The 21,392-nt window shown below is 41.1% G+C and carries 25 protein-coding genes; 19 read left to right on the plus strand and 6 right to left on the minus strand.

Annotated features, from left to right (window positions below; all coding sequences use genetic code 11):
• Window positions 1-12: 12 nt before the first annotated feature.
• The 4 genes from L3V42_RS12830 (at window position 13) to L3V42_RS12845 (ending at window position 2,635) form a co-directional block, all read left to right on the plus strand.
• A complete protein-coding gene (locus L3V42_RS12830; protein WP_238472164.1) occupies window positions 13-537 on the plus strand; it encodes a hypothetical protein in 525 nt (174 codons plus the stop codon).
• Window positions 538-594: 57 nt separating this feature from the next.
• Window positions 595-1,014, plus strand: a complete 420-nt coding sequence (gene gvpU / locus L3V42_RS12835) for a gas vesicle accessory protein GvpU (protein ID WP_238472165.1) — start codon at window positions 595-597, stop codon at window positions 1,012-1,014.
• 291 nt (window positions 1,015-1,305) lie between these two features.
• Window positions 1,306-1,734, plus strand: a complete 429-nt coding sequence (locus L3V42_RS12840) for a phage holin family protein (protein WP_238472183.1) — start codon at window positions 1,306-1,308, stop codon at window positions 1,732-1,734.
• A 58-nt stretch (window positions 1,735-1,792) separates the two neighbouring features.
• Window positions 1,793-2,635, plus strand: coding sequence for an N-acetylmuramoyl-L-alanine amidase family protein (locus tag L3V42_RS12845; protein WP_238472166.1), 843 nt, complete (start codon window positions 1,793-1,795; stop codon window positions 2,633-2,635).
• 115 nt (window positions 2,636-2,750) lie between these two features.
• Here L3V42_RS12845 and L3V42_RS12850 read toward each other — a convergent pair whose 3' ends face one another.
• From L3V42_RS12850 to L3V42_RS12865, 4 genes are all read right to left on the minus strand, one after another.
• Window positions 2,751-2,900 (minus strand): hypothetical protein, encoded by a 150-nt coding sequence (locus L3V42_RS12850; protein WP_235761363.1) that lies wholly within the window; start codon window positions 2,898-2,900, stop codon window positions 2,751-2,753.
• A gap of 107 nt (window positions 2,901-3,007) precedes the next feature.
• Window positions 3,008-3,247: a helix-turn-helix domain-containing protein gene (locus L3V42_RS12855; RefSeq protein ID WP_238472167.1), complete on the minus strand. Its 240-nt coding sequence runs from the start codon at window positions 3,245-3,247 to the stop codon at window positions 3,008-3,010.
• 4 nt (window positions 3,248-3,251) lie between these two features.
• Entirely contained in the window at window positions 3,252-3,716 is a 465-nt protein-coding gene (locus L3V42_RS12860; RefSeq protein WP_238472168.1) for a hypothetical protein, read from the minus strand.
• A complete protein-coding gene (locus L3V42_RS12865) occupies window positions 3,716-4,051 on the minus strand; it encodes a hypothetical protein (RefSeq protein ID WP_238472169.1) in 336 nt (111 codons plus the stop codon). Before L3V42_RS12865 ends, L3V42_RS12860 begins: the two co-directional genes overlap by 1 nt.
• Before the next feature lie 181 nt (window positions 4,052-4,232).
• On the opposite strand from L3V42_RS12865, the gene L3V42_RS12870 reads away from it, so the two are divergent.
• Together L3V42_RS12870 and L3V42_RS12875 are read left to right on the plus strand one after the other, a co-directional pair.
• Entirely contained in the window at window positions 4,233-4,445 is a 213-nt protein-coding gene (locus L3V42_RS12870) for a hypothetical protein (protein WP_238472170.1), read from the plus strand.
• Window positions 4,445-4,756, plus strand: a complete 312-nt coding sequence (locus tag L3V42_RS12875) for a YolD-like family protein (protein ID WP_238472171.1) — start codon at window positions 4,445-4,447, stop codon at window positions 4,754-4,756. The genes L3V42_RS12870 and L3V42_RS12875 overlap by 1 nt, the downstream gene beginning before the upstream one ends.
• 257 nt (window positions 4,757-5,013) lie before the next feature.
• Here the strand turns inward: L3V42_RS12875 and L3V42_RS12880 are convergent, their stop codons facing one another.
• Window positions 5,014-5,535, minus strand: a complete 522-nt coding sequence (locus L3V42_RS12880; protein ID WP_238472172.1) for a shikimate kinase — start codon at window positions 5,533-5,535, stop codon at window positions 5,014-5,016.
• A 23-nt stretch (window positions 5,536-5,558) separates the two neighbouring features.
• The gene (locus L3V42_RS12885; RefSeq protein WP_235761372.1) at window positions 5,559-5,951 is read right to left on the minus strand and encodes a ribonuclease HI family protein; all 393 of its coding nucleotides are present in this window, start codon (window positions 5,949-5,951) and stop codon (window positions 5,559-5,561) included.
• A gap of 214 nt (window positions 5,952-6,165) precedes the next feature.
• On the opposite strand from L3V42_RS12885, the gene L3V42_RS12890 reads away from it, so the two are divergent.
• From L3V42_RS12890 to eno, 13 genes are all read left to right on the plus strand, one after another.
• Entirely contained in the window at window positions 6,166-7,176 is a 1,011-nt protein-coding gene (locus L3V42_RS12890) for an ABC transporter ATP-binding protein (RefSeq protein WP_235761373.1), read from the plus strand.
• On the plus strand, window positions 7,157-8,134 hold the full coding sequence (locus tag L3V42_RS12895) for an ABC transporter ATP-binding protein (protein ID WP_238472173.1): 978 nt from the start codon (window positions 7,157-7,159) through the stop codon (window positions 8,132-8,134). Before L3V42_RS12890 ends, L3V42_RS12895 begins: the two co-directional genes overlap by 20 nt.
• Before the next feature lie 30 nt (window positions 8,135-8,164).
• Window positions 8,165-9,847 (plus strand): ABC transporter substrate-binding protein, encoded by a 1,683-nt coding sequence (locus L3V42_RS12900; protein WP_238472174.1) that lies wholly within the window; start codon window positions 8,165-8,167, stop codon window positions 9,845-9,847.
• 102 nt (window positions 9,848-9,949) lie between these two features.
• Window positions 9,950-10,951, plus strand: coding sequence for an ABC transporter permease (locus L3V42_RS12905; protein ID WP_235761376.1), 1,002 nt, complete (start codon window positions 9,950-9,952; stop codon window positions 10,949-10,951).
• Between the two features lie 60 nt (window positions 10,952-11,011).
• A complete protein-coding gene (nikC, locus tag L3V42_RS12910) occupies window positions 11,012-11,890 on the plus strand; it encodes a nickel transporter permease (protein ID WP_235761435.1) in 879 nt (292 codons plus the stop codon).
• A gap of 639 nt (window positions 11,891-12,529) precedes the next feature.
• On the plus strand, window positions 12,530-13,807 hold the full coding sequence (gene rpoN / locus L3V42_RS12915) for an RNA polymerase factor sigma-54 (RefSeq protein WP_238472175.1): 1,278 nt from the start codon (window positions 12,530-12,532) through the stop codon (window positions 13,805-13,807).
• 7 nt (window positions 13,808-13,814) lie between these two features.
• Window positions 13,815-14,063, plus strand: a complete 249-nt coding sequence (locus L3V42_RS12920; RefSeq protein ID WP_235761378.1) for a glutaredoxin family protein — start codon at window positions 13,815-13,817, stop codon at window positions 14,061-14,063.
• A 130-nt stretch (window positions 14,064-14,193) separates the two neighbouring features.
• On the plus strand, window positions 14,194-15,213 hold the full coding sequence (locus tag L3V42_RS12925; protein ID WP_235761379.1) for a sugar-binding transcriptional regulator: 1,020 nt from the start codon (window positions 14,194-14,196) through the stop codon (window positions 15,211-15,213).
• A 61-nt stretch (window positions 15,214-15,274) separates the two neighbouring features.
• Window positions 15,275-16,285, plus strand: coding sequence for a type I glyceraldehyde-3-phosphate dehydrogenase (gene gap, locus L3V42_RS12930; protein WP_235761380.1), 1,011 nt, complete (start codon window positions 15,275-15,277; stop codon window positions 16,283-16,285).
• 261 nt (window positions 16,286-16,546) lie between these two features.
• Window positions 16,547-17,713, plus strand: a complete 1,167-nt coding sequence (locus tag L3V42_RS12935) for a phosphoglycerate kinase (RefSeq protein ID WP_238472184.1) — start codon at window positions 16,547-16,549, stop codon at window positions 17,711-17,713.
• A gap of 17 nt (window positions 17,714-17,730) precedes the next feature.
• On the plus strand, window positions 17,731-18,492 hold the full coding sequence (gene tpiA, locus L3V42_RS12940; RefSeq protein WP_235761382.1) for a triose-phosphate isomerase: 762 nt from the start codon (window positions 17,731-17,733) through the stop codon (window positions 18,490-18,492).
• On the plus strand, window positions 18,485-20,023 hold the full coding sequence (gpmI, locus tag L3V42_RS12945) for a 2,3-bisphosphoglycerate-independent phosphoglycerate mutase (protein WP_235761383.1): 1,539 nt from the start codon (window positions 18,485-18,487) through the stop codon (window positions 20,021-20,023). The genes tpiA and gpmI overlap by 8 nt, the downstream gene beginning before the upstream one ends.
• A 36-nt stretch (window positions 20,024-20,059) precedes the next feature.
• Complete coding sequence (gene eno, locus L3V42_RS12950; RefSeq protein WP_235761384.1) at window positions 20,060-21,346, plus strand: phosphopyruvate hydratase; 1,287 nt, start codon at window positions 20,060-20,062, stop codon at window positions 21,344-21,346.
• Window positions 21,347-21,392: the final 46 nt, after the last annotated feature.

Consider the following 21,392-nt stretch of genomic DNA (forward strand, 5'->3'; position numbering starts at 1 on the left):
AAAAGGAAGGATATGATTACCATTAAAAAATTAATCATTTTCATTTCGGTAATTGCTCTACTGTCTGCTTGTTCTGGCGAAGATTCAGAGGAACAGGTAATTGTAGATGAAGAGCAATTAAAAGAAGAACTGAGAGAGGAAGTTGAAGAGGAAGTACTTCAAGAAATCGAAGATAAGGAGACCGAAGAGGAACAAGTTGAGGCTATGTCTACAAAAGAAGAGCTGAATGGAATGGACCCTTGGGATTATTATGATGACGTGAATGATTTCAGGGCTGAAATTGACAATAAAGTCTTCTTCGATATGTCTGATGCCGAAAATATTGAGAATAGAACGATTGAAGAAGTGACAACAGGCGACCAAGACACTCTGTTCTCAGCCTATCTAATAACCTTTATCCAACAGACTGAACCAGACGGAGGGTCTGAATACCACGATGTTATGAATGAAGCTAATAGCAAGTTAATTGATGGTGAGTTTGATGAAGTTGTGGAGTTAGTTGAGAAAGCGAAAGAAATCAGAGAAAGTGAAGAATAATTTGAAAGAAGGATTTTGTCCCCTTTTGTCGAATAGGTAGATAGGAGGGGATATATTATGAGTAATGAAGAACAAGAAATTAACTTGAAACAAGACTGGTATTTAGAAAATCTGGTTTATGTAGCCAATGCGGGTGTCGAAATAGGTATCACGTTAAGCATTAAAGGAACAATCGTGAGCGGAACACTAATACCTAATTATCGTTACTTTGAGATTTTGTCCGAACAGTTCAATGCTCTCGGTAATGAATTAGGAAAAAGTTTATCTGGAGCAGCTGATAAGTATGTGGACGAGTTTAGGCAAGATAAAAATAAGGATCTTGATGAAATTCAAGTTGGTTACATTCACTTGAATGATGCAAAATACTATACCCCTAATGGGAATTTCCCCCAAGACAGTATGTTATGGAGGGGGAAAATTGAGGAGGTAGATGGATTTACAATCGGGTCACTAAGTGAGCGTACTAACAGAGGATGATTTCTCCTTACAAATCATCTAGGTAAAAAGAAGGATAATCCCTCCCGATGTCGAATATTAAGATAAAAGGAGGGATTTATCATGAAGTGCCTTAAATGCGGAACTGAATTCAGTGAGTTTGAGGTTTTTATGATAAAAGAAGATGGCGCAGAACCGATTTGCGATTTGTGCGCCGTACAAGCAGAGAAATAAATATGTAATAGTTGATGAGCATCCCGGGTGGGGTGCTCTTTCTTTTGGGGAAATACGAGAAGTCCTACAAAATAGGACAAGGAGATGAAAATTTAAATGATGGAAGGTGTTAACTTGGAGTATTTAGAAGCTGCAAGATTTTATTTGTTTGGAGACGTTAAGTTTCTGCATTTGCTGTTACTACTAATGGCATTGGATATTGTCACAGGAATTTTTAAAGCATGGAAGAACCAAAACTTATGGAGCCGTAAATCACTGTTTGGATATGCAAGAAAAGTTCTTGTACTGGTAGTTATTATCTTGGCCAATGTGGTTGATCAAATTTTAGGTTTACAAGGGGCGGTCACTTATGCGACGGTCCTATTTTATATTGCTAATGAAGGATTATCCATTGTGGAAAATATGGCTCACTTAGGCGTATTGGTTCCAACTAGTCTAGCTAAAAAACTAAAGACAATCGATAATAGTGGCGATACATTACCGGAAGAAATTAGAAAAGAATTTAGTACGAAAAAAGAAGATCAGTAAGACATCTCAACTACGAGGTGTCTTTTCTTTTGCATAAAATATTAAGGAGGAATTATTAATGGCTAAAATCGGTTTAGATATAGGTCATGGAGTAAATACGTTCCCGCCTAATAAAGGTGTTTATCGTGGCGGTAAAGGCTACGCAGAGCATAGTTTTAACGCTCAACTAGGCAAGCGTATAAAAGAATTATTGGAAGCAAACGGGCACACGGTAATTATGGGGCAGCAGCCCAATAAAAAAGACGTTCCTTTAACCACTAGGACAAATCTCTACAACCGTGAAAAAGTCGATATCGTTGTATCACTGCACGCCAATGCGGGGGCTTCAAGCGTGGAGGGTCGTTGCGTGTTTTATTGGGGGACATCTTCCGAGGGTAGAAGGTTAGCCACTCACATACGTGACGAGATTAAAAAGGCTGGTTATTCTACACACGGAAACGGACTACATGCAGGAGTGCTAGGGACGTGGACAAATTTACACATTACCAGAGAAACCAATATGCCGGCTGTTTTAATCGAGCATGGCTTTATGACGAACAACAAAGACTTTGAATTGATCTTTGGTAGCAAGCAAGCACAGTATATCGAGGATATGGCAATTGCTGACGTTAAAGGGATTCAAAAATACTTTGGGCAAAATTTTAAGAGTGATAAACCATCCAAGTCCAAGCCAACTGCATCCAAGCCTAAAGCAAATCCTAAAATACGTACAGGCGGACTTAATCCCGAAAACCTCGCTAAGACAGCGCAATGGCTCAGAGATAACAAAGTAAATTATTGGAAAGCTTATGCATCAAATGGCAATAACCCATATATTGTTACAGGTGGTCTCAATGAAGAGTTCCAGAAGAAATTCGGTGGCTGGTTAGATAGTCAAGGATTCTGGTGGACGTTTGATTAATTTGATATAATGTAGTTACGATGCTGTTATATATGTAGGAAACACACTAAGACCGGAACCTGGAAAACTCCGGTCTATTTTTTTGTTTGAGAGAGGGGACAATGCCCCTCAGATATTAATTTCTTTCTGGTAATGATTCTATAGCTTCTTCTACCGTTTCAAATAGTTCGCTTTCGTCTTCCGTGTGCTTGTTGATGGTCATGTACATTTGGTTAACCTCTACCACCACGTAATTTTCTGTTTCGTACTGTACTGTTCTTCCCATTTTTTATTCTCCTTTAGCGTTGGTCGCTACCCGTTATTTGGTGTGTTTCGTGCTGTTCCCTTACCTTCTAATTATATTATAACACCTAATTAGGTGTAATTCAACAGTTAAAGTGGAACGTTTTTACTTTCTTTTGGGTACCATTTCTCCATGGCATCCGTTGATATTATCCATGATCTATTTTTCTTTCCCGGTTCTATAAAATATTTAATTTGGCCATCCTTCACCATTTGTTCAATTTCCTCATTATTGCGAGAGGGTTTTAACCTTTCCTTTAACCTCTCAATTTTAATGCCCCAACGGTACGCTGCCTCTGCTGGTGTCATATATTTATCTATTTCTTTCATTTTATCAATCCTTCCTTCCTGGCAAGTGTTTTCTTTCTAATTCCAGTCTTCCTTTGTAATAAGCGTCTTCTGGCGTTTCAAATCCAGACTTATAGTAACGTTCACCCTTTACCGTTATCCACGCTCTGTATCGCAATTCTTTTGATTTACGGGTATAGTATTTTTCTACTCCTCTAAAACCCGTAGAGCTATCTTTGCGTGGCGTTTTTCCTTTGAAAAGTGGGGTGACCACGCCATCGACGCGTTTGCTGTCGTATTGCTCCCGCAGATTTTTATTGTTCATATCCTTTTTAAGGCACCCACAAGATTTAGTTTGTCCCGTGGTAAGATACACACTTTTAACATCTACCTCGTTACCGCAATCGCACAAGCAATGCCAAGCAATCCGATTATCAATCTTTTCTTTTAATTGGTGCATAACCATTAATTTTCCAAAGCGCTTGCCTGTTAAATCCTTTGTTTTAGCCATTATGCAGCTTTCGCTTTCAGTTGTTTTAAGTACTTTTTAGCTTGATTAACTTTTCTAGACGAGTGCACATAGAGCTTATATGCGTTTTCCGGCGTAGCAACCGCCAATACCTCTTCAACATCGATCACTTGAGTTTCGGGGTTGTATTTTTTAGCTTCAAGTGCTAATGATCTAAACTCATTAAGCAACTGTCTAGCGTCATTAACTCTCTCTTGGAAAATGTGATACTCAAACCATGCTTGCTTAAGTGATTCGGAAATGTATTCACTAACTTTACCACCGAATTTGCTTTGTCCTTCTCTTGCGATCTCCCAAGCTCTTTTCATAACGTTCATTTTATCCATCTCCTTTTGTTTTTTATGTCGTTCCCTCAACCTCTAAATATAGTATAACACCTAATTAGGTGTAAGTCAATGCTTATTCAGAAGTTTTTAAAAGAATATTTTCCCACTTGAAACAGAACAAACATTCGTTTATAATAAAATAAACGAACAATCGTTCTTGTGGAGGGATAGCATGAAAGGATTATTTATCAAATCAATGCAGCATAAAGAAAAAATCGTTATCTTTTATATGGATAGTAATAATGAAGTCACTGAAAGGTATGTGCGTGTCCTAAAAATGAATGATAGTCATATCTTGGTTTACTGTTATTACCGCAAAAAGGTACGAACACTTAAGTTTGATAATATCCTTTCATGTGGTTCCGTAAGAGGGGTGGCTATATAATGCAGGATAGAGGTACAAAGAAATGGACGTCAATCATGCTGCCGGAGCATCAACGGATGCTGGAGGATATGTGGGCGCAGCAAGAGTGGAAAGAGAAGCCGTTTATCGATGAGCATTTAATGGAAGAGATTAATTTAAAGCTTCAGCTGGCTCTTAAAGATGATTTAACGATTGAAATTGAATACTTCCAAAATCACGATTACCACAAGGTAAAAGGAAAACTTCTTGGTGTGAATCCGTTGCTTAATTATGTAAGGATGGATGATGTAGAAATACCTTTAGACAGTATTACAGGTTCATGGATAGATTAAGCAGGAGATTAAGGCTCCTGCTTTTTTGGTTATCCAATTCTAACTTATTCTCTAACGAACCATCTAACACAGTTCAAACAATCTATCATATTTAATAGAAGAAACAGCTTCGAATAGATAGTTTAATAGGCTTTGAAATACCTTGAAATGTGCTTTGCTGGTTTCCGGTACCAGGTTTGTCGGGGGTTCGAATCCTCCTGGGCGCGCTGATGAGTCGAAGGACAAGGGAGTGAATGAAATTCATTCCCTTGTCTTTTTTATTGTAATCCGCCTATTAATTTCAGCTCATCGTAAATAGCGTCTACTGCACTATTGACACCGAGGTTATCAATTGGCAAGCGAATATGATGTTTCTGATAGATGGCCTGGCGTTCATCAAAGAGCTTTTTAATTTCTTCCAAGCTTTTACCTTGAAGGACTGGTCGGGTCGGAAGTAAAAGACTAATTCGCTCTTTCCAATAATCCCATGACATCTCTAGAAAAATAACGACAGCATGCTCCATACAAGCGTTACGAATTTCCTCTTGCATGAATGCTCCACCACCAATAGAAATGACTTTACCTTCCAACTGACAGGCATCTACAATCATTTCTTTTTCCGTCTTCCTGAATTCTTTTTCCCCGTGTATCTTAAAAATATCTACAGCTTCCATCCCATACTTCGATTCAATTTCCGCATCGATATCCAAAAATGGATATTGCATCTTGCGGGCAAGCTCTTTACCAAGCGTTGTTTTCCCGACTCCCATAAAACCGATTAAAATAATACTTTTGTTCAATTTCTATTCACCCTATATTCTCATTATTTTAATTTATGAATACTTTCCCTTGCTAGTCGATCTGCCCGTTGATTTTGTTTTTCAGGAATCCATTTAATGAAAAATAACGGGAATTGCTTACTTAATTCCTGTATCTTTTCCAGCAGGGGAAGAAAGTTCTTATTTTTTGTATGATTCTTTTCCACGGTATCAACGACAACTTTGGAATCGGTTCGAAATGAAAGTATTTCTTCTGGATGGTGCGACATACATAATTCCATTGCCTTAATTACCGCGTGAAATTCTGCTTCATGGTTTGAATATATACCGATTGAATAAGAATATTCTTCATAATCCTTTCCGTTCTTTATCACAATCCCGATTCCACTCTCACCGGGATTACCTTTTGAAGCAGCGTCCGTATAGACTTCAATCAATCTTTTTCACGCTCCTTTGTTAAGAGTATAAGCTATTTTTTCTAAACTGTAAAAATAATCTTCTTAATAGAAACAACAAATGCAGATGAATTGTCTACATTTTCATGTATATAGAAATTTATCAGTAAAAACAAAATTTAATCTTGATATATTCAACAATTTTCTGTATATTAATGAGGAGAGTAACCCTATAAAAATGTGAAGGAGGGAGAAAATGGAAGAAGCAATCTTAGAACTGACAGAATTAAGCACCCATTTCTTCACGGACAGTGGAGAGATACCTGCAGTGGATAAGGTAAGTTTTACCGTACATAAAGGTGAAGTAGTAGGTGTCGTAGGGGAGTCAGGCAGTGGGAAGAGTGTTACCTCCTTGTCCATTTTACAACTTATCCCTCAACCTCCTGGTAAAATTGTAAGCGGTTCCATTAGGTATAAGAGTGAAAATCTGGCAGCGGCGAATGAAAAACGGATGAAAAAAATTCGCGGAAACGAAATCTCCATGATCTTTCAAGAGCCGATGACTTCGCTTAACCCTGTATTTACAATTGGCAACCAGATGCGAGAGGCAATCCGGCTGCACCAGAAAGTAAGTAAGCGGACAGCTACTGAAAAAGCAGTACAAATGCTGAAGATTGTTGGTATTCCCCGGGCGGAAAATATTGTCAATGAATATCCGCATCAATTGTCTGGAGGGATGCGGCAGCGGGTAATGATCGCAATGGCCATGTCAAGTGACCCCAGTTTACTTATTGCCGATGAGCCAACGACTGCTCTTGACGTAACGATTCAAGCGCAGATTCTTGATCTCATGAAGAAAATCAATGAAGAAAAAGAGACGAGCATTTTACTTATCACGCACGACTTAGGAGTAGTGGCGGATATTTGTGACCGTGTCGTCGTTATGTATTCTGGGCAAGTTGTGGAGCAGGGGACGACGAGAGAAATTTTGAAAGTTCCGAAACACCCATACACCCAGGGACTCATTCGTTCCTTGCCAAAACTTCATGGAAGGGAAGAGAAGCTTTATTCCATCCCGGGGACCGTAGCAAGACCGAGGAAGGACCATGTTGGCTGTCGTTTTGCTCCCCGTTGTGAATTTGCTTTTGAGCGCTGTTTTAAAGAGAACCCGAAGCTTTACAACATTGGAGAGGGTCGTGAAAGTCGCTGCTTCTTACATTCTGAACAGGAAGGAGAGCGATTGAAAGATGTCACAACCAATACTTGAAGTGAATGGACTAAAGAAGTATTTTCCAATTCAAGGTGGTATTTTTGGAAAAACCATTGGAGAAGTGAAAGCAGTTGATGATGTTACCTTTCATGTGAGGGAAGGAGAGATTTTAGGAATTGTCGGTGAGTCAGGTTGCGGGAAATCAACGACAGGGAAATCGATTTTTCGTCTGATTGAGCCGACAGAGGGTGAAGTGAAATTCGAAGGAAAAGATATAACGAATCTCCGTTCAGAAGAAATGCGGAAATTAAGAAGAGATATGCAAATTATATTCCAAGACCCTTATGCATCTTTAAATCCACGACATACAGTGGAGAAGATTATCAGTGAGCCGCTGCTTGTCCATGGAATGAAGTCCAAAGAAAACCGGAACAAACGTGTAAAAGAGCTGCTGGAAGTGGTTGGTTTAAGCAGCTACCATGCTTCCAGATACCCCCATCAATTCAGTGGGGGACAACGGCAGCGCATTGGAATTGCTCGAGCACTTGCAAATAATCCGAAACTAATTATTTGCGATGAGCCAGTGTCCGCTCTTGACGTGTCCGTGCAATCACAAATATTGAATTTAATGGAAGAGCTTCGTGATGCGTTTCAACTGACGTATATTTTTATTGCGCATGATTTGAGCGTTGTAAAACATATTAGTGACCGGGTCGGTGTGATGTATTTAGGGAGAATGGTAGAGCTTGCGGAAAAAGATGCACTTTATGCGGAACCGAAACATCCATACACGCAGGCATTATTATCTGCAGTGCCAGAACCGGATCCGGATATTAAAAAAGAACGGGTCATTTTGGAAGGGGATGTACCAAGTCCAGCGAATCCGCCAACCGGGTGCGCATTCCATACGAGGTGTCCATTTGCGATGGATATTTGTTCGCAAGTAAGGCCGGAATTCAGACCGGTTGATGATCAGCATTTTGTTGCCTGCCATTTATATAATGACGAGCAATGAAATATATATTTATTAAAAGGGGGATAAAAAATGAAGTTACGAATGTCTTTGCTTGCCGCATTACTTATATTTTTGTTGGCACTTGCGGCGTGTAGCGGTGATGGTGGCGCGAATACGAATGACGCGCCGGATACAGACGCGGAAGAAACGGAAGCGGGTGAGGAAGATGCTGAAGCAGAAGAGGCGGCCACATCTGGTGATCAGGTACTCGTTTTTGCTAGAGGAGGAGATTCGGAAAGTCTTGACCCGGGAAGTACAACGGACGGGGAATCTTCAAGAGTCACGAAGCAAGTGTTGGAAGGCCTATTAACCTTTGAAGAGGATTCCTTTGATTTACTTCCAGGTCTCGCTCATGATTGGGAAGTTTCTGATGATGGTCTTTCTTATACTTTTTATTTGGAAGAAGGAGTAACATTCCACGATGGAACAGACTTTAATGCGGAAGCTGTAAAAGTCAATTTTGAAAGATGGGCAGATCCGGAACACGAATATGCATTTTCCGACGACGGCTATGTTTATTCTATGTACGGAACGATGTTCGGTGGTTTTAAAGGGGAAGAAGGGCATGTCATCGAGGAAATTAACGTTGTAAACGACCATGAGATTGAATTTATTCTAAATCAGCCGCTTGGATTCTTTTTACAAAACCTCGGAATGAGTTATTTCGGACTTACTTCTCCAGCAGCTTTGGAGGAATATGGTCCAGAGATTAATGAAAATCCGGTAGGGACAGGGCCGTTTAAATTTGTCAGTTGGACAAAGGATGATGCAATTGTTCTAGAGAAATTTGAAGATTACCGGGTTGATGGCTTGCCGAAACTTGACCGAGTTATCTTTGAAGTAATACCTGATAATGCCGCTCGCCTCATTGCGCTTCGTTCTGGTGAGATTGATATTATGGATGGCTTGAATCCAGATGATGCTGCAGGTGTAGAAGCAGAAGACGGTTTAGAATTATTGACTAGGTCTGAAAACAATATTGGGTACCTTGGTTTCAATACACAGAGTGAACCGCTTGACGACGTAGAAGTGCGTCATGCGATTAATTATGCCATTGATAAACAAGCCATTGCTGATGCTTTGTATGCTGGGTATGCAACAACAGCGAAGAATCCGTTACCACCAGGATATCTTGGCTATAACGATGATGTTGAAGCTTATGAATATAATCCAGACAGAGCGAAAGAATTGCTTGCTGAAGCTGGATTTGAAGATGGGATGGAAATTGAATTATGGACCATGCCAGTAGCTCGTCCATATATGCCTGACCCGGAAACAGTTGCTCAAATTATTCAGAGCAATCTGGCCGATGTTGGGGTAACAGCCAACATCGTACGTGAAGAGTGGGCACCATATCTAGAGAAGACAGCTCAAGGAGAGCATCAATTGTATATGCTCGGCTGGTCTGGAACAAATGGCGACCCGGATTATTTCTTGAGCAGCTTGCTTCATGGCTCTAACGTTGGAAGCAGTAACCGGGAATTTTATCAAAATGATGAGGTCGATGAATTGCTGGATGCTGCAAAACGGGCAATCGATCAAGATGAACGAGCTGACCTATACGCACAGGCGCAAGAGCTCATCTCTCAAGATTCACCAATGGTTACACTTGTACACTCGACACCAGTCATGGCAACTACAAGTAAAGTGCAAAACTATGTCCCACATCCATCTACAAGTGAATCTCTTGCAGAAGTAGAGCTGAGTGAGTAATTCACAAAGAGATGAAAGTGGAAAAATGAAGGGATAGTAGTCGTTGCTGCTATCCCTATCTTTATCTACACATAAGAAGTTTTACAGAATGAGGGTGGAAAAATGGTAACCTATATAATTCGCCGCATGCTGATGCTTATTCCTGTATTAATTGGAATGACGCTCATTACCTTTTCAATCGTTCATCTCATTCCAGGTAACCCTGCACAGGTTATCTTAGGTGAAACAGCAACGGCAGATGCAATTGCAAATTTAGAAGAGACGATGGGGTTGAATGAACCATATTTTGTCCAATATTGGCATTATATATTAGATATTTTACAAGGTGATTTGGGCACATCACTTCGTTCCAAGGCGGAAATCTCAACCGAAATTATTCCGTACATAGCAGCGACCTTCGAACTTACGCTGTTTGCGATGGTCTTTGCAATTATAGTCGGGGTTAATGCTGGAATTATTAGCGCTTGGAAACAGAATTCATGGTTTGATTTAGCGGCTATGCTCATTGCATTAATCGGAGTATCTATGCCTGTGTTTTGGTTAGCTCTTATGGAACAGTGGGTATTTGCTCAAGAGCTTGGCTGGCTGCCTGCTTACGGAAGACAAGATAGCCGAGATCCGATTGCAGCAATTACTCATCTCTATGTATTGGATTCGTTAATTCACCTTGACTTTGCCAGAACAGGTACGATATTGAAACATTTAATTTTGCCAAGTATCGCACTTGGAACGATTCCGATGGCAATCATTGCGCGGATGACCAGGTCAAGCATGCTCGAAGTAATGAAATCGGATTATATTCGTACGGTTCGCGCGAAAGGGTCTGGACAATTTCTAGTAATCTATAAGCATGCTTTGAAAAACGCGATGATTCCCGTCATTACAGTAATTGGGCTGCAAACTGGTGTGCTCTTAGGTGGTGCAATTTTAACGGAAACAATCTTCAGTTGGCCGGGTATCGGCAGATATGTTTATGAAGCGATTAATTACCGGGATTACCCGGTAATCCAATCCGGGATATTAGTTATAGCATTCATTTTCGTTATAATTAATTTATTTGTTGATATTTTATACAAAAAACTTGACCCAAGGATTAAGTATTAGGGGGTGGTGTGAATGAAGCTAGATGAAAAAAACACAGAACAACTTGTACCGAATCCTGCAATGGATGGCCAGTCAATCGGTTATGATGAGATGGAAGCTGCCTCACCATGGAAAGATTCATTTCGTCAATTGCGGAAAAATAGATTAGCGGTTATCGGGCTTTCGGTCATTATATTTTTTATTTTGGTTGCGATATTTGCGCCCTTGTTCACATCATACACCTATAATGAACAAAATCTTGCAAACCGGTTACATCCGCCCTCTGGGGAATATTGGTTTGGTACCGATCATTTAGGGAGAGATATTTTCACAAGGCTTGTTTACGGGGCAAGGGTATCTTTGATGGTAGGCTTTATCGCTGTTACAGGTGCACTAGTGTTCGGGACATTTCTAGGTATTGTCGCTGGTTATTTCGGCCGCTGGGTTGATATGATCATTTCCCGAATTTTTGATATTTTACTAGCTTTCCCAAGCATCCTATTAGCAATCGCAATTGTTGCGATTCTAGGACCATCTTTGCAGAATGCTTTACTGGCAATTGCGATTATTAATGTACCGATCTTCGGCAGGCTTGTCAGATCCCGCGTAATCAGTCTCCGGGAAGAAGAGTATATTATGGCGGCGAAAGCTCAGGGGATGAAGCATGGCAGGATTCTATTTCAACATATCTTGCCGAATAGCGTAGCTCCAATTATCGTCCAGTCGACACTTGGTTTTGGTACGGCGATATTAGAAGCGGCAGCATTAGGTTTCCTTGGATTAGGCGCACAGCCGCCGACACCTGAGTGGGGGCAGATGCTTGCAGATTCCAGAGACTTCATCCAACTCGCACCATGGACTGTCATCGTCCCAGGAATCGCCATCGTCCTCGTCGTCCTGGGCTTCAACCTAATCGGCGACGGCCTCCGAGACGCCCTAGATCCAAAAATGAAAAATTAAGCAGTCTTCATTAATTCCTAATCTAAACCAACACTATCATTCAGCGTAAGTATTCGAAACTCACTTCTGGGGGTCCGCAGTCCAGACACCTCTCGCACCTGCTGAGCGGCTGGCAAGTCTCCTCGCGCTAACGCGCTGCGGGGTCTCGCCAGGCTTACCTCCGAACAGGAAGTTCTAATGCCGGCGTTGGTCACAGGACGTGACCGTTCTTAGCCGGCCTCCTGCAGGAGTTTCGAGGTGTCTGGACTGCTACCAGGAAAGGTCAAATTTAGATCACTGTTTATTATTCCGTAAATGCAATCTTTACACTGATGTAGTGATGGAATAATATCAATTTATCATAATCATCTTCACCAGTTCAGTTGCCCGAGGGACGGTGACTCCTACGGTAAAAGCACGTGTCCAGGCCTGAGCAGGAAGCGGTTCTCTTCCGAGGAGTCTGAGACCGTGCCTAAGGATGCGCATCCGTCCCCCGGGCAACTGAACTGCGATTAGAGAGCAAACTATAAGAACGCGCAAAATACTTACGCTGTATGAATGTGTGAGATAAATGAAGGAGGGGTTATCAATCTTTGTGCAAAATGATTTATCATTATATAGTGGAATCAGGGATATTTTATGGAGAAGGGGTTGTCTGTTTTGAAGCAACACTTGGTCCAGCAGCAAACAATCCAGCATAAACTGAACCAGTCACTCATCCAGTCTATCCAAATGCTTCAGTTTACTTCAACTGAATTATATGAATATATTAATGAAATAGCAAAAGATAATCCGTTAATTGAAGAAGTTATCTATGACGCAGATGGACGCCAGCCGACTTATCAAGCATCTGATACGTTTTCCCTCGAAGCGATGAATTCGAGTGAGAAAACGCTATATGATCAGTTAAAGGAGCAATTACTGAATATCGATATCCCGAAAGAGTTTATTCCAATTGTTGAATTTGGGATCGATTCCCTGAATGAAAATGGCTATTTGGAAATAACGCTTGAAGATTGGGCCAGTGCTTGCAATACGACAACTTCAATAACGGAAGAGGCTTTACATATTATTCAGCAACTCGAACCACGAGGTATTGGTGCCAGACATCTCGGTGAATGTATTTATCTTCAGCTTTATGAGATGGATGGTTATCGTTCTTTTATGGAAGATTTGCTCATCCACCATTTAGACTGGATTGCCGATTTTAACTTTTCTGTGATAGAGGAAACGTATGGAATTACAAGGGAAGAATACAATGAATTAGTCAAGCTTATTCAAACTTGCGATCCTAAGCCTGGCAAACTGCTGGATACGACGCAGGTGGAATATATTGTTCCTGAAGCGAAGATATGGAAGGTTCAAGCGAAGTGGAAAATTACTTTCCATCATTGGACAGTTCCGAAGTTGGTGATCGATTCAACTTATAAGCAAATGGCGGACAAAGAAGTGGAAAAGTTTTTAAAGTCCAAACGAGAGCAGCTGCAATGGCTTGAAGGGGCGCTGAAGTACCGAACGGCTACGATCGAACTTGTCATACGTGAGATTGTAAAGAAGCAGATCGACTTTTTTGATTACGGTATCCTTCACTTGGGGTCGATGACATTAAATGATGTTGCTGACGAGCTTGAATTGCATCCTTCAACAATCAGCCGAGCGATTAACAACAAGTATGTCGAAACACCACACGGAATTTATCCGTTAAAGTTCTTTTTTCAATCTGGAATTGAACAGGAAGATGGAAAAAAAGCGACAATTGTTCTGAAACATTTGATCCATCAAATAATTGATGGGGAAGACAGAACCCGGCCGTTATCAGATGAGAAGATAAGGAATAAATTACAGGAAAAATATTCGGTCCAGCTTGCGAGAAGAACAGTGATGAAATATAGACAGGAATTAAATATCCCCGCTTCATTTAAACGAAGAAAGGAGTAATGAACAGGTGCATATTATATTTTACACAAAGGAAAACTGCTCATTATGTGATGAAGCAGAAGCATTACTATCTACTTTTGAAATCGACTATCCTCATACATTGGAAAAACGGGATATCCACGCAAAGGATGAATGGCTTGCGGAATACCAGCTTCAAATTCCAGTACTAGAAATTAACGGTGAACAAATGAATTGTGAAGAAATCAGCTACAATATAATGGAAGCTTTCCTTAAAAAACATTCGGAGAGAGATTAGGTTAAACTAATTTCTCTCTTTTTATGTTCCTTTTAGTTGTAAAAATAAATCACTATGATATAATCGTAAATGAAGAGGGACATAAATTGACTAGTATGGACATAAGTTGTCCAGTAGAAGGAGTAGCGGTATGAAAGCAATCGTTAATCTTCAGAAACAACTTGTACCAGATTTGCTTCACGTATTAGAAGAACGTTTCGCGATTCTGCAAAGTGTCAGTCTCTTCCATCCAATTGGAAGGCGGGCACTCAGTGAAAATGTGGGATTAACAGAACGTCAAGTCCGCAGTGAAGTTGACTTTCTCCAAGAACAAGGATTGCTTGAGATTACGAGTAAAGGGATGTATGTCACGAAGGAAGGCAAGCGTCTTCTAGAGGAACTGACAGAATTTATGAGTGAATTAAAAGGAATCCATGTTTTAAGAGAACGTTTAAAGGAAAAACTATCTCTAGACAAGGTAATCATCGTCCCGGGGAACAGTGATGAACAAGAATGGGTAAAACAGGAAATGGGTAAGGCGTGTATTTCCTATTTGAAATCCATTATTACTGCGAATAATACGATTGCTGTTACAGGTGGCAGTACGATTGCTGCAGTTGCTGATGTCATGACCCCTCTTAATAAAGAGGAAGATTATCTTTTTGTGCCTGCGCGAGGTGCGCTTGGCGAAAAAGTTGAGAATCAGGCGACAAGAATTGCTGAAGAGATGGCTAAGAAATCCCGCGGTAATTATAGCTTACTCTATGTCCCGGACCCACTAAGTGAAGCAGCGTATCTGAGTTTAATGGAAGAGCCGTCTATTCAGGCGATTGTGGATAAAATTCAACAAGCAGATATTGTCCTGCATGGTGTCGGAGATGCCCTTAAAATGGCGAATCGCCGTAAGACACCTCAAAGAGTTCTCGATAAACTAAAAGAGAATGAAGCAATTAGTGAAGCTTTTGGATATTATTTTGACCAAAAGGGTAATACTGTTTACAGGGTCCGTACTGTTGGACTTCATTTGCATGACTTAAAAGAAATTGGTCATGTCGTGACGATTGCAGGCGGAAAATCAAAGGCCAAAGCGATTGCGTCTTATTTTGAAGCAGGGAAAAGTGATCTTTTAATCACGGATGAAGCCTGCGCAGAAGCGATTTTAAAAGGCTAAATACCTTTTAAATATAAATTTATCAACAAAACATCTTTTATAAATTTAGGGAGGCAATAACATGACAGTAAAAGTTGGTATTAACGGATTTGGTAGAATCGGTCGTATTGCATTGCGTCATGCATTAGAACATGGTGAAAATATGGAAGTAGTAGCAGTTAATGACTTGACAGATGCAGATATGCTTGCACATCTTTTGAAATATGACTCTGTACACGGAGTATTGAAAGAAGATGTGAAAGCAGAAGGTTCAAGCCTCTTCATCGGTACGAAAGAAATTAAAGTACTATCTGAAAGAGACCCAGCGGATCTTCCTTGGGGCGAGCTTGGTGTAGATGTAGTAATCGAATCTACAGGCCGGTTCACTCAACGTGATCAAGCACAGAAACATATTGATGCTGGCGCGAAGAAGGTAATCATTTCTGCACCTGCATCAGATGAAGACTTAACAATTGTAATGGGTGTAAACGATGATCAATATGATCCAGCAAACCACCACGTTATCTCAAATGCTTCATGTACAACAAACTGTCTTGCACCATTTGCGAAAGTATTAAATGATACATTTGGTTTGAAACGTGGAATGATGACGACAATCCACGCTTACACGAACGACCAGCATACGCTTGACTCACCGCACAAAGACTATCGTCGTGCACGTGCAGCAGCTGAGAATATTATCCCAACAACAACTGGTGCTGCTAAAGCAGTAGGTAAAGTATTACCTGAACTTAACGGTAAGTTGAACGGAATGGCAGTACGTGTTCCAACTCCAGATGGTTCATTAACAGACTTAGTTGCTGAATTGGATAAAAATGTAACGGCAGAAGAAGTAAACAATGCGTTCAAAGCAGCTGCGGAAGGTCCAATGAAAGGTGTTCTTTATTACACGGAGGATCCAATCGTTTCTTCTGACATTGTCGGTAACGCACACTCTTCTATCGTTGATGGTCTATCCACAATGGTTATGGAAGACAACATGGTAAAAGTTGTTTCATGGTATGACAACGAATATGCATATGCAGCTCGTTGTATCGACCTTGTAGAACTTCTTAACAGCAAAGGATTATAATTACAATCGGCTAATTGTAAATGCACAAAAAGCGGAGGAGGAAAAGTCATCCTCCTTCGCTTTTTTTCCTTTTAAAAAACAGGCTGGAAATCCAACGTACATATTAAAAATATTTAATATCCAATTATTCAACGAATTTCAATGAATCACAAGCGTTTCATTTACGCCTGGTATATAATGATGGATGAAAAGCAAAATATAAAGCAATGTAACAAAAATTTTGCAAAAACCATTTGGGAGGTTGATGATTTGAAGAAGACAATGAAAGACTTCGATGTAAAAGGGAAGAGCGTACTATGCCGCGTTGACTTGAACGTTCCGATGCAGGACGGGAAGGTGACGGATGATACGAGAATCAAAGCAGTAATCCCGACAATTGAATATTTGACGGAGCAAGGTGCCAAAGTAATTTTGGTAAGTCATTTAGGCCGACCAAAAGGGGAAGTAGTAGAAGAATTAAGATTAGATCCTGTTGCAGAACATTTAAGCAACCTGCTTGGTAAAGAAGTATTAAAAGCAGATAAAGTATTTGGAAAAGAAGTGGAAAATGCCGTTTCCGAAATGCAAGAAGGGGGTATTCTTCTTCTTGAGAATGTTCGTTTTGAAGCAGGTGAAGAGAAAAACGATCCAGCACTAGCCGAAGAATTCACGAAGTTCGCGGATCTCTTTGTGAATGATGCTTTCGGAACCTCTCACAGAGCGCATGCTTCAACAGTAGGTGTTGCAGAGAAGCTGCCAGCAGCTGCGGGATTCTTAATGGAAAAAGAAATTGAAATACTTGGTAATGCACTGGAAAACCCGAAACGTCCGTTCACAGCAATTATTGGTGGAGCAAAAGTTAAGGATAAGATTAATGTAATCGATAATCTGCTCGACAAAGTAGACAACCTGATTATCGGTGGCGGACTGGCTTATACATTCGTTAAAGCTCAAGGTCACGAGGTTGGAAAATCGCTTCTTGAAGAAGATAAAATTGACCTGGCCAATGAATTTATAGCAAAAGCCAAAGAGAAGAATGTCAACTTTCTTATGCCGGTTGATATTGTAGTCGCTGATGACTTCTCAGATACAGCAGATACAAAAATTGTACCTGTAAATGAAATTCCAGCGGATTGGGAAGGGCTTGATATTGGATCGGAAACCCGGGAAATCTACCGCAAAACGATTCAAGAGTCTGCGTTGGTTTTATGGAATGGACCGATGGGTGTCTTTGAAATGAATTCTTTTGCTGGCGGGACGAGGGAAGTTGCCAAGGCCCTTGCTGAAACAGAAGGATTCTCGATTATCGGTGGTGGAGACTCGGCTGCAGCAGTTGAGCAATTTGGTTTCGCTGGACAGATGGATCATGTGTCAACTGGTGGAGGAGCATCTCTTGAATTTATGGAAGGGAAAGTTCTGCCAGGTATCGCAGCATTAGATGAAAAATAAGTAGGGAGTGTGAAACTATGCGTAAAAATGTAATTGCAGGAAATTGGAAAATGAACAAAACAGCTAGTGAAACAAAGGAATTTGTCGAGGCAATCCGGGAAAAGGTTCCGGCAAATGACAAGGCTGAAGCTATCATTTGTGCGCCGTTTCCTTATTTGCCAGCATTAGTAGAAGCAACGAATGGTACAGAAATTAAAGTATCTGCTCAAAATATGCATTTTGAAGATAGCGGTGCGTTCACTGGAGAAGTAAGCCCGGTCATGCTGAAAGATATCGGTGTAACCCATGTTGTCTTGGGACACTCCGAACGCAGAGAACTATTTGCAGAAACGGATGAAACAGTTAATAAGAAAACGAAAGCGGCTCATGCGCACGGATTAACACCAATCGTTTGTGTTGGGGAGAGCCTTGAGCAAAGAGAAGCGAATGAAACGGTAGAACTTGTTCAGAGCCAAGTTACAGCAGCATTGAAAGATTTATCAGCTGAACAAATAGCGGAGACGATCATTGCTTATGAGCCTATTTGGGCAATCGGTACAGGCAAGACTGCATCAAGTGAAGATGCGAATGAAGTATGCCGTGAAATTCGTAATGTCATTAAAGAACTTACATCAGAAGAAACAGCGGATAACGTAATTATCCAGTACGGCGGCAGTGTGAAGCCGGCAACGATTGATGAATTATTAAGCCAGTCCGATGTAGACGGTGCGTTAGTTGGCGGTGCGAGCCTAGAAGCGGATTCTTTCTTATCCCTTGTGGAGGCAGGTATGAATGAATAAAGATAAATTAGCAGCTCTAATCATTCTGGATGGCTTTGCTATACGGGATGAAGTAAAAGGAAATGCGGTAAAACTAGCAAAAACTCCAAACTTTGATCGATATTGGAATGAATATCCCCACAATCAATTGACTGCAAGCGGAGAAGCAGTCGGACTGCCAGAAGGCCAAATGGGGAACTCGGAAGTCGGACACTTGAATATCGGTGCTGGGCGTATTGTTTATCAAAGCCTGACCCGGGTGAATCTGGCAATTCGCGAAGGCGACTTCTTCCAGATTGAAGCTTTCCTTCAGACGATTCATAAAGCGAAGACCGATCAAAAAGCACTCCATCTATTCGGATTGTTGTCAGCTGGAGGCGTTCATAGTCATATTAGCCATTTATTCGCCCTTTTGGAACTTGCCAAAGCGAATGATTTGGAAAATGTCTATGTACATGCTTTCTTGGATGGACGAGATGTAGGTCCGAAAACAGCTGCTGAATATATTCGTCAAACGGAAGAGAAAATGCAGGAGTTGGGTGTCGGGAAGTTTGCAACAGTTTCCGGCCGTTATTATTCGATGGACCGGGATCATCGCTGGGACCGCGTGAAGAAAACGTACGACGCAATGGTACACGGGAAAGGCCCGACTTATCAGCATCCGCTCGATGTCGTCTGTGAGTCCTATGAGCATGGAGTATTTGACGAATTCGTCGAGCCATCCGTCATCATGGATGAAAATGAAGACCCAGTTGGTTTAATTGAAGATAATGATTCAATCATTTTCTTCAATTTCCGTCCAGACCGGGCGATTCAAATCACGAAAACATTTACGGACGCAGATTTCCGTGACTTTGAACGTGGTGAAAATGTTCCTCAGGATATTGATTTCGTCACATTTACGAATTATAGTAATGATATAAATAGTGCAGTTGCATTTGGTCCAACTGATTTGAAGAATACGGTCGGAGAAGTCCTATCCGATAATGGATTGAACCAACTCCGAATTGCCGAAACAGAAAAATATCCGCACGTCACGTACTTTATGAGTGGGGGACGTCACGAAGAATTCCCTGGTGAAAAACGAATATTGATTGATTCACCAAAAGTAGCTACCTACGATTTGCAACCAGAAATGAGTGCCTATGAAGTAACGGACGCGTTACTGCAGGAACTTGAAGAAGGTAACCAGCAAGCAATTATCTTGAACTTCGCCAACCCGGATATGGTCGGGCATTCCGGAATGCTAGAGCCGACCATTCAAGCAATTGAAGCAGTGGACGAATGTTTAGGTAAGATTGTTGATAAAATTCTCGAGCTTGGTGGTAAAGCGATTATTACAGCTGACCATGGTAACTCCGATGAGGTCATGACGCTTGATGGAGACCCAATGACAGCACATACGACAAATCCGGTTCCGGTCATCGTGACCGAGCAGGATGCCGAATTACGAGATGGTGGAATTTTAGCTGATTTAGCACCAACCTTGCTTGATTTATTGGATGTGTCTAAACCAGAAGAAATGACCGGTAATTCCTTATTGAAAAAGTAATTATAAAAAACACTAGATAAAAGGAGAGAATTACAGATGCCATACATTACAGATGTTTATGCAAGAGAAGTACTAGACTCCCGTGGTAATCCGACGGTTGAGGTTGAAATTACGACAGAATCAGGTGGATTCGGTTCCGCACTTGTTCCAAGCGGGGCATCAACTGGTGAATATGAAGCAGTAGAATTACGTGACGGTGACAAGAGCCGTTATTTAGGTAAAGGTGTCGAGAAAGCAGTAAATAACGTTAATGAAGTTATTGCTCCAGAACTGATCGGTCTTGACGTTACAAGACAAAACATTATTGATGCATTATTGATTGAATTGGATGGAACAGAAAACAAAGGAAAACTTGGTGCGAATGCAATCCTTGGCGTATCCATGGCAGCAGCTCATGCAGCATCCAGCTACCTTGATATCCCACTATACAATTACCTTGGCGGATTCAATGCTAATGTACTGCCAACACCAATGATGAACATTCTAAACGGTGGAGAGCATGCAGATAACAACGTAGACATTCAAGAATTTATGATTATGCCTGTTGCAGCTCCAACATTCAAAGAAGCATTACGTGTCGGTGCAGAAATTTTCCATTCCTTGAAGAAAGTTCTAGCTGACAAAGGCTTGAACACAGCAGTTGGAGATGAAGGTGGATTCGCTCCTAACCTTGGTTCGAACGAAGAAGCACTGCAGACAATCATCGAAGCGATTGAAGCTGCTGGTTACAAGCCAGGAGAAGAAGTACAGCTTGCAATGGACGTTGCAGCATCTGAAATGTTTGAAGAAGGAAAATACAACCTGAAAGGTGAAGGTGTCGTCCGTACGTCTGAAGAAATGGTTGAATGGTATGAGCAAATGGTTGACAAATACCCGATTGTTTCCATTGAAGACGGTTTTGACGAAGATGACTGGAATGGCTTTAAGCTATTAACGGACCGTATCGGTGACCGTGTCCAGCTTGTTGGTGACGACTTATTCGTTACAAATACATCCAAGCTTGCTGAAGGAATTGAGAAAGGCATTGCCAACTCAATTCTAATTAAAGTGAACCAAATCGGTACACTAACTGAAACATTTGAAGCAATTGAAATGGCAAAACGCGCTGGGTATACAGCAGTAATCTCCCACCGTTCTGGTGAAACAGAAGACGCAACAATTGCTGATATTGCAGTTGCAACAAACGCTGGTCAAATCAAGACAGGTGCACCATCCCGTACCGACCGTGTTGCGAAGTACAACCAGTTACTGCGTATCGAAGACGAACTTGCAGGTATTGCTGAATATGCAGGCAGAAACGCTTTCTATAACTTGAAAAAGTAAATAAGATATGTGAAAAATATCCTGGACTTGTTCTGAGTCTAGGATA

The sequence above is a fragment of the Oceanobacillus alkalisoli genome, assembly GCF_022213125.1.
GTDB lineage: Bacteria > Bacillota > Bacilli > Bacillales > Amphibacillaceae > Oceanobacillus > Oceanobacillus alkalisoli.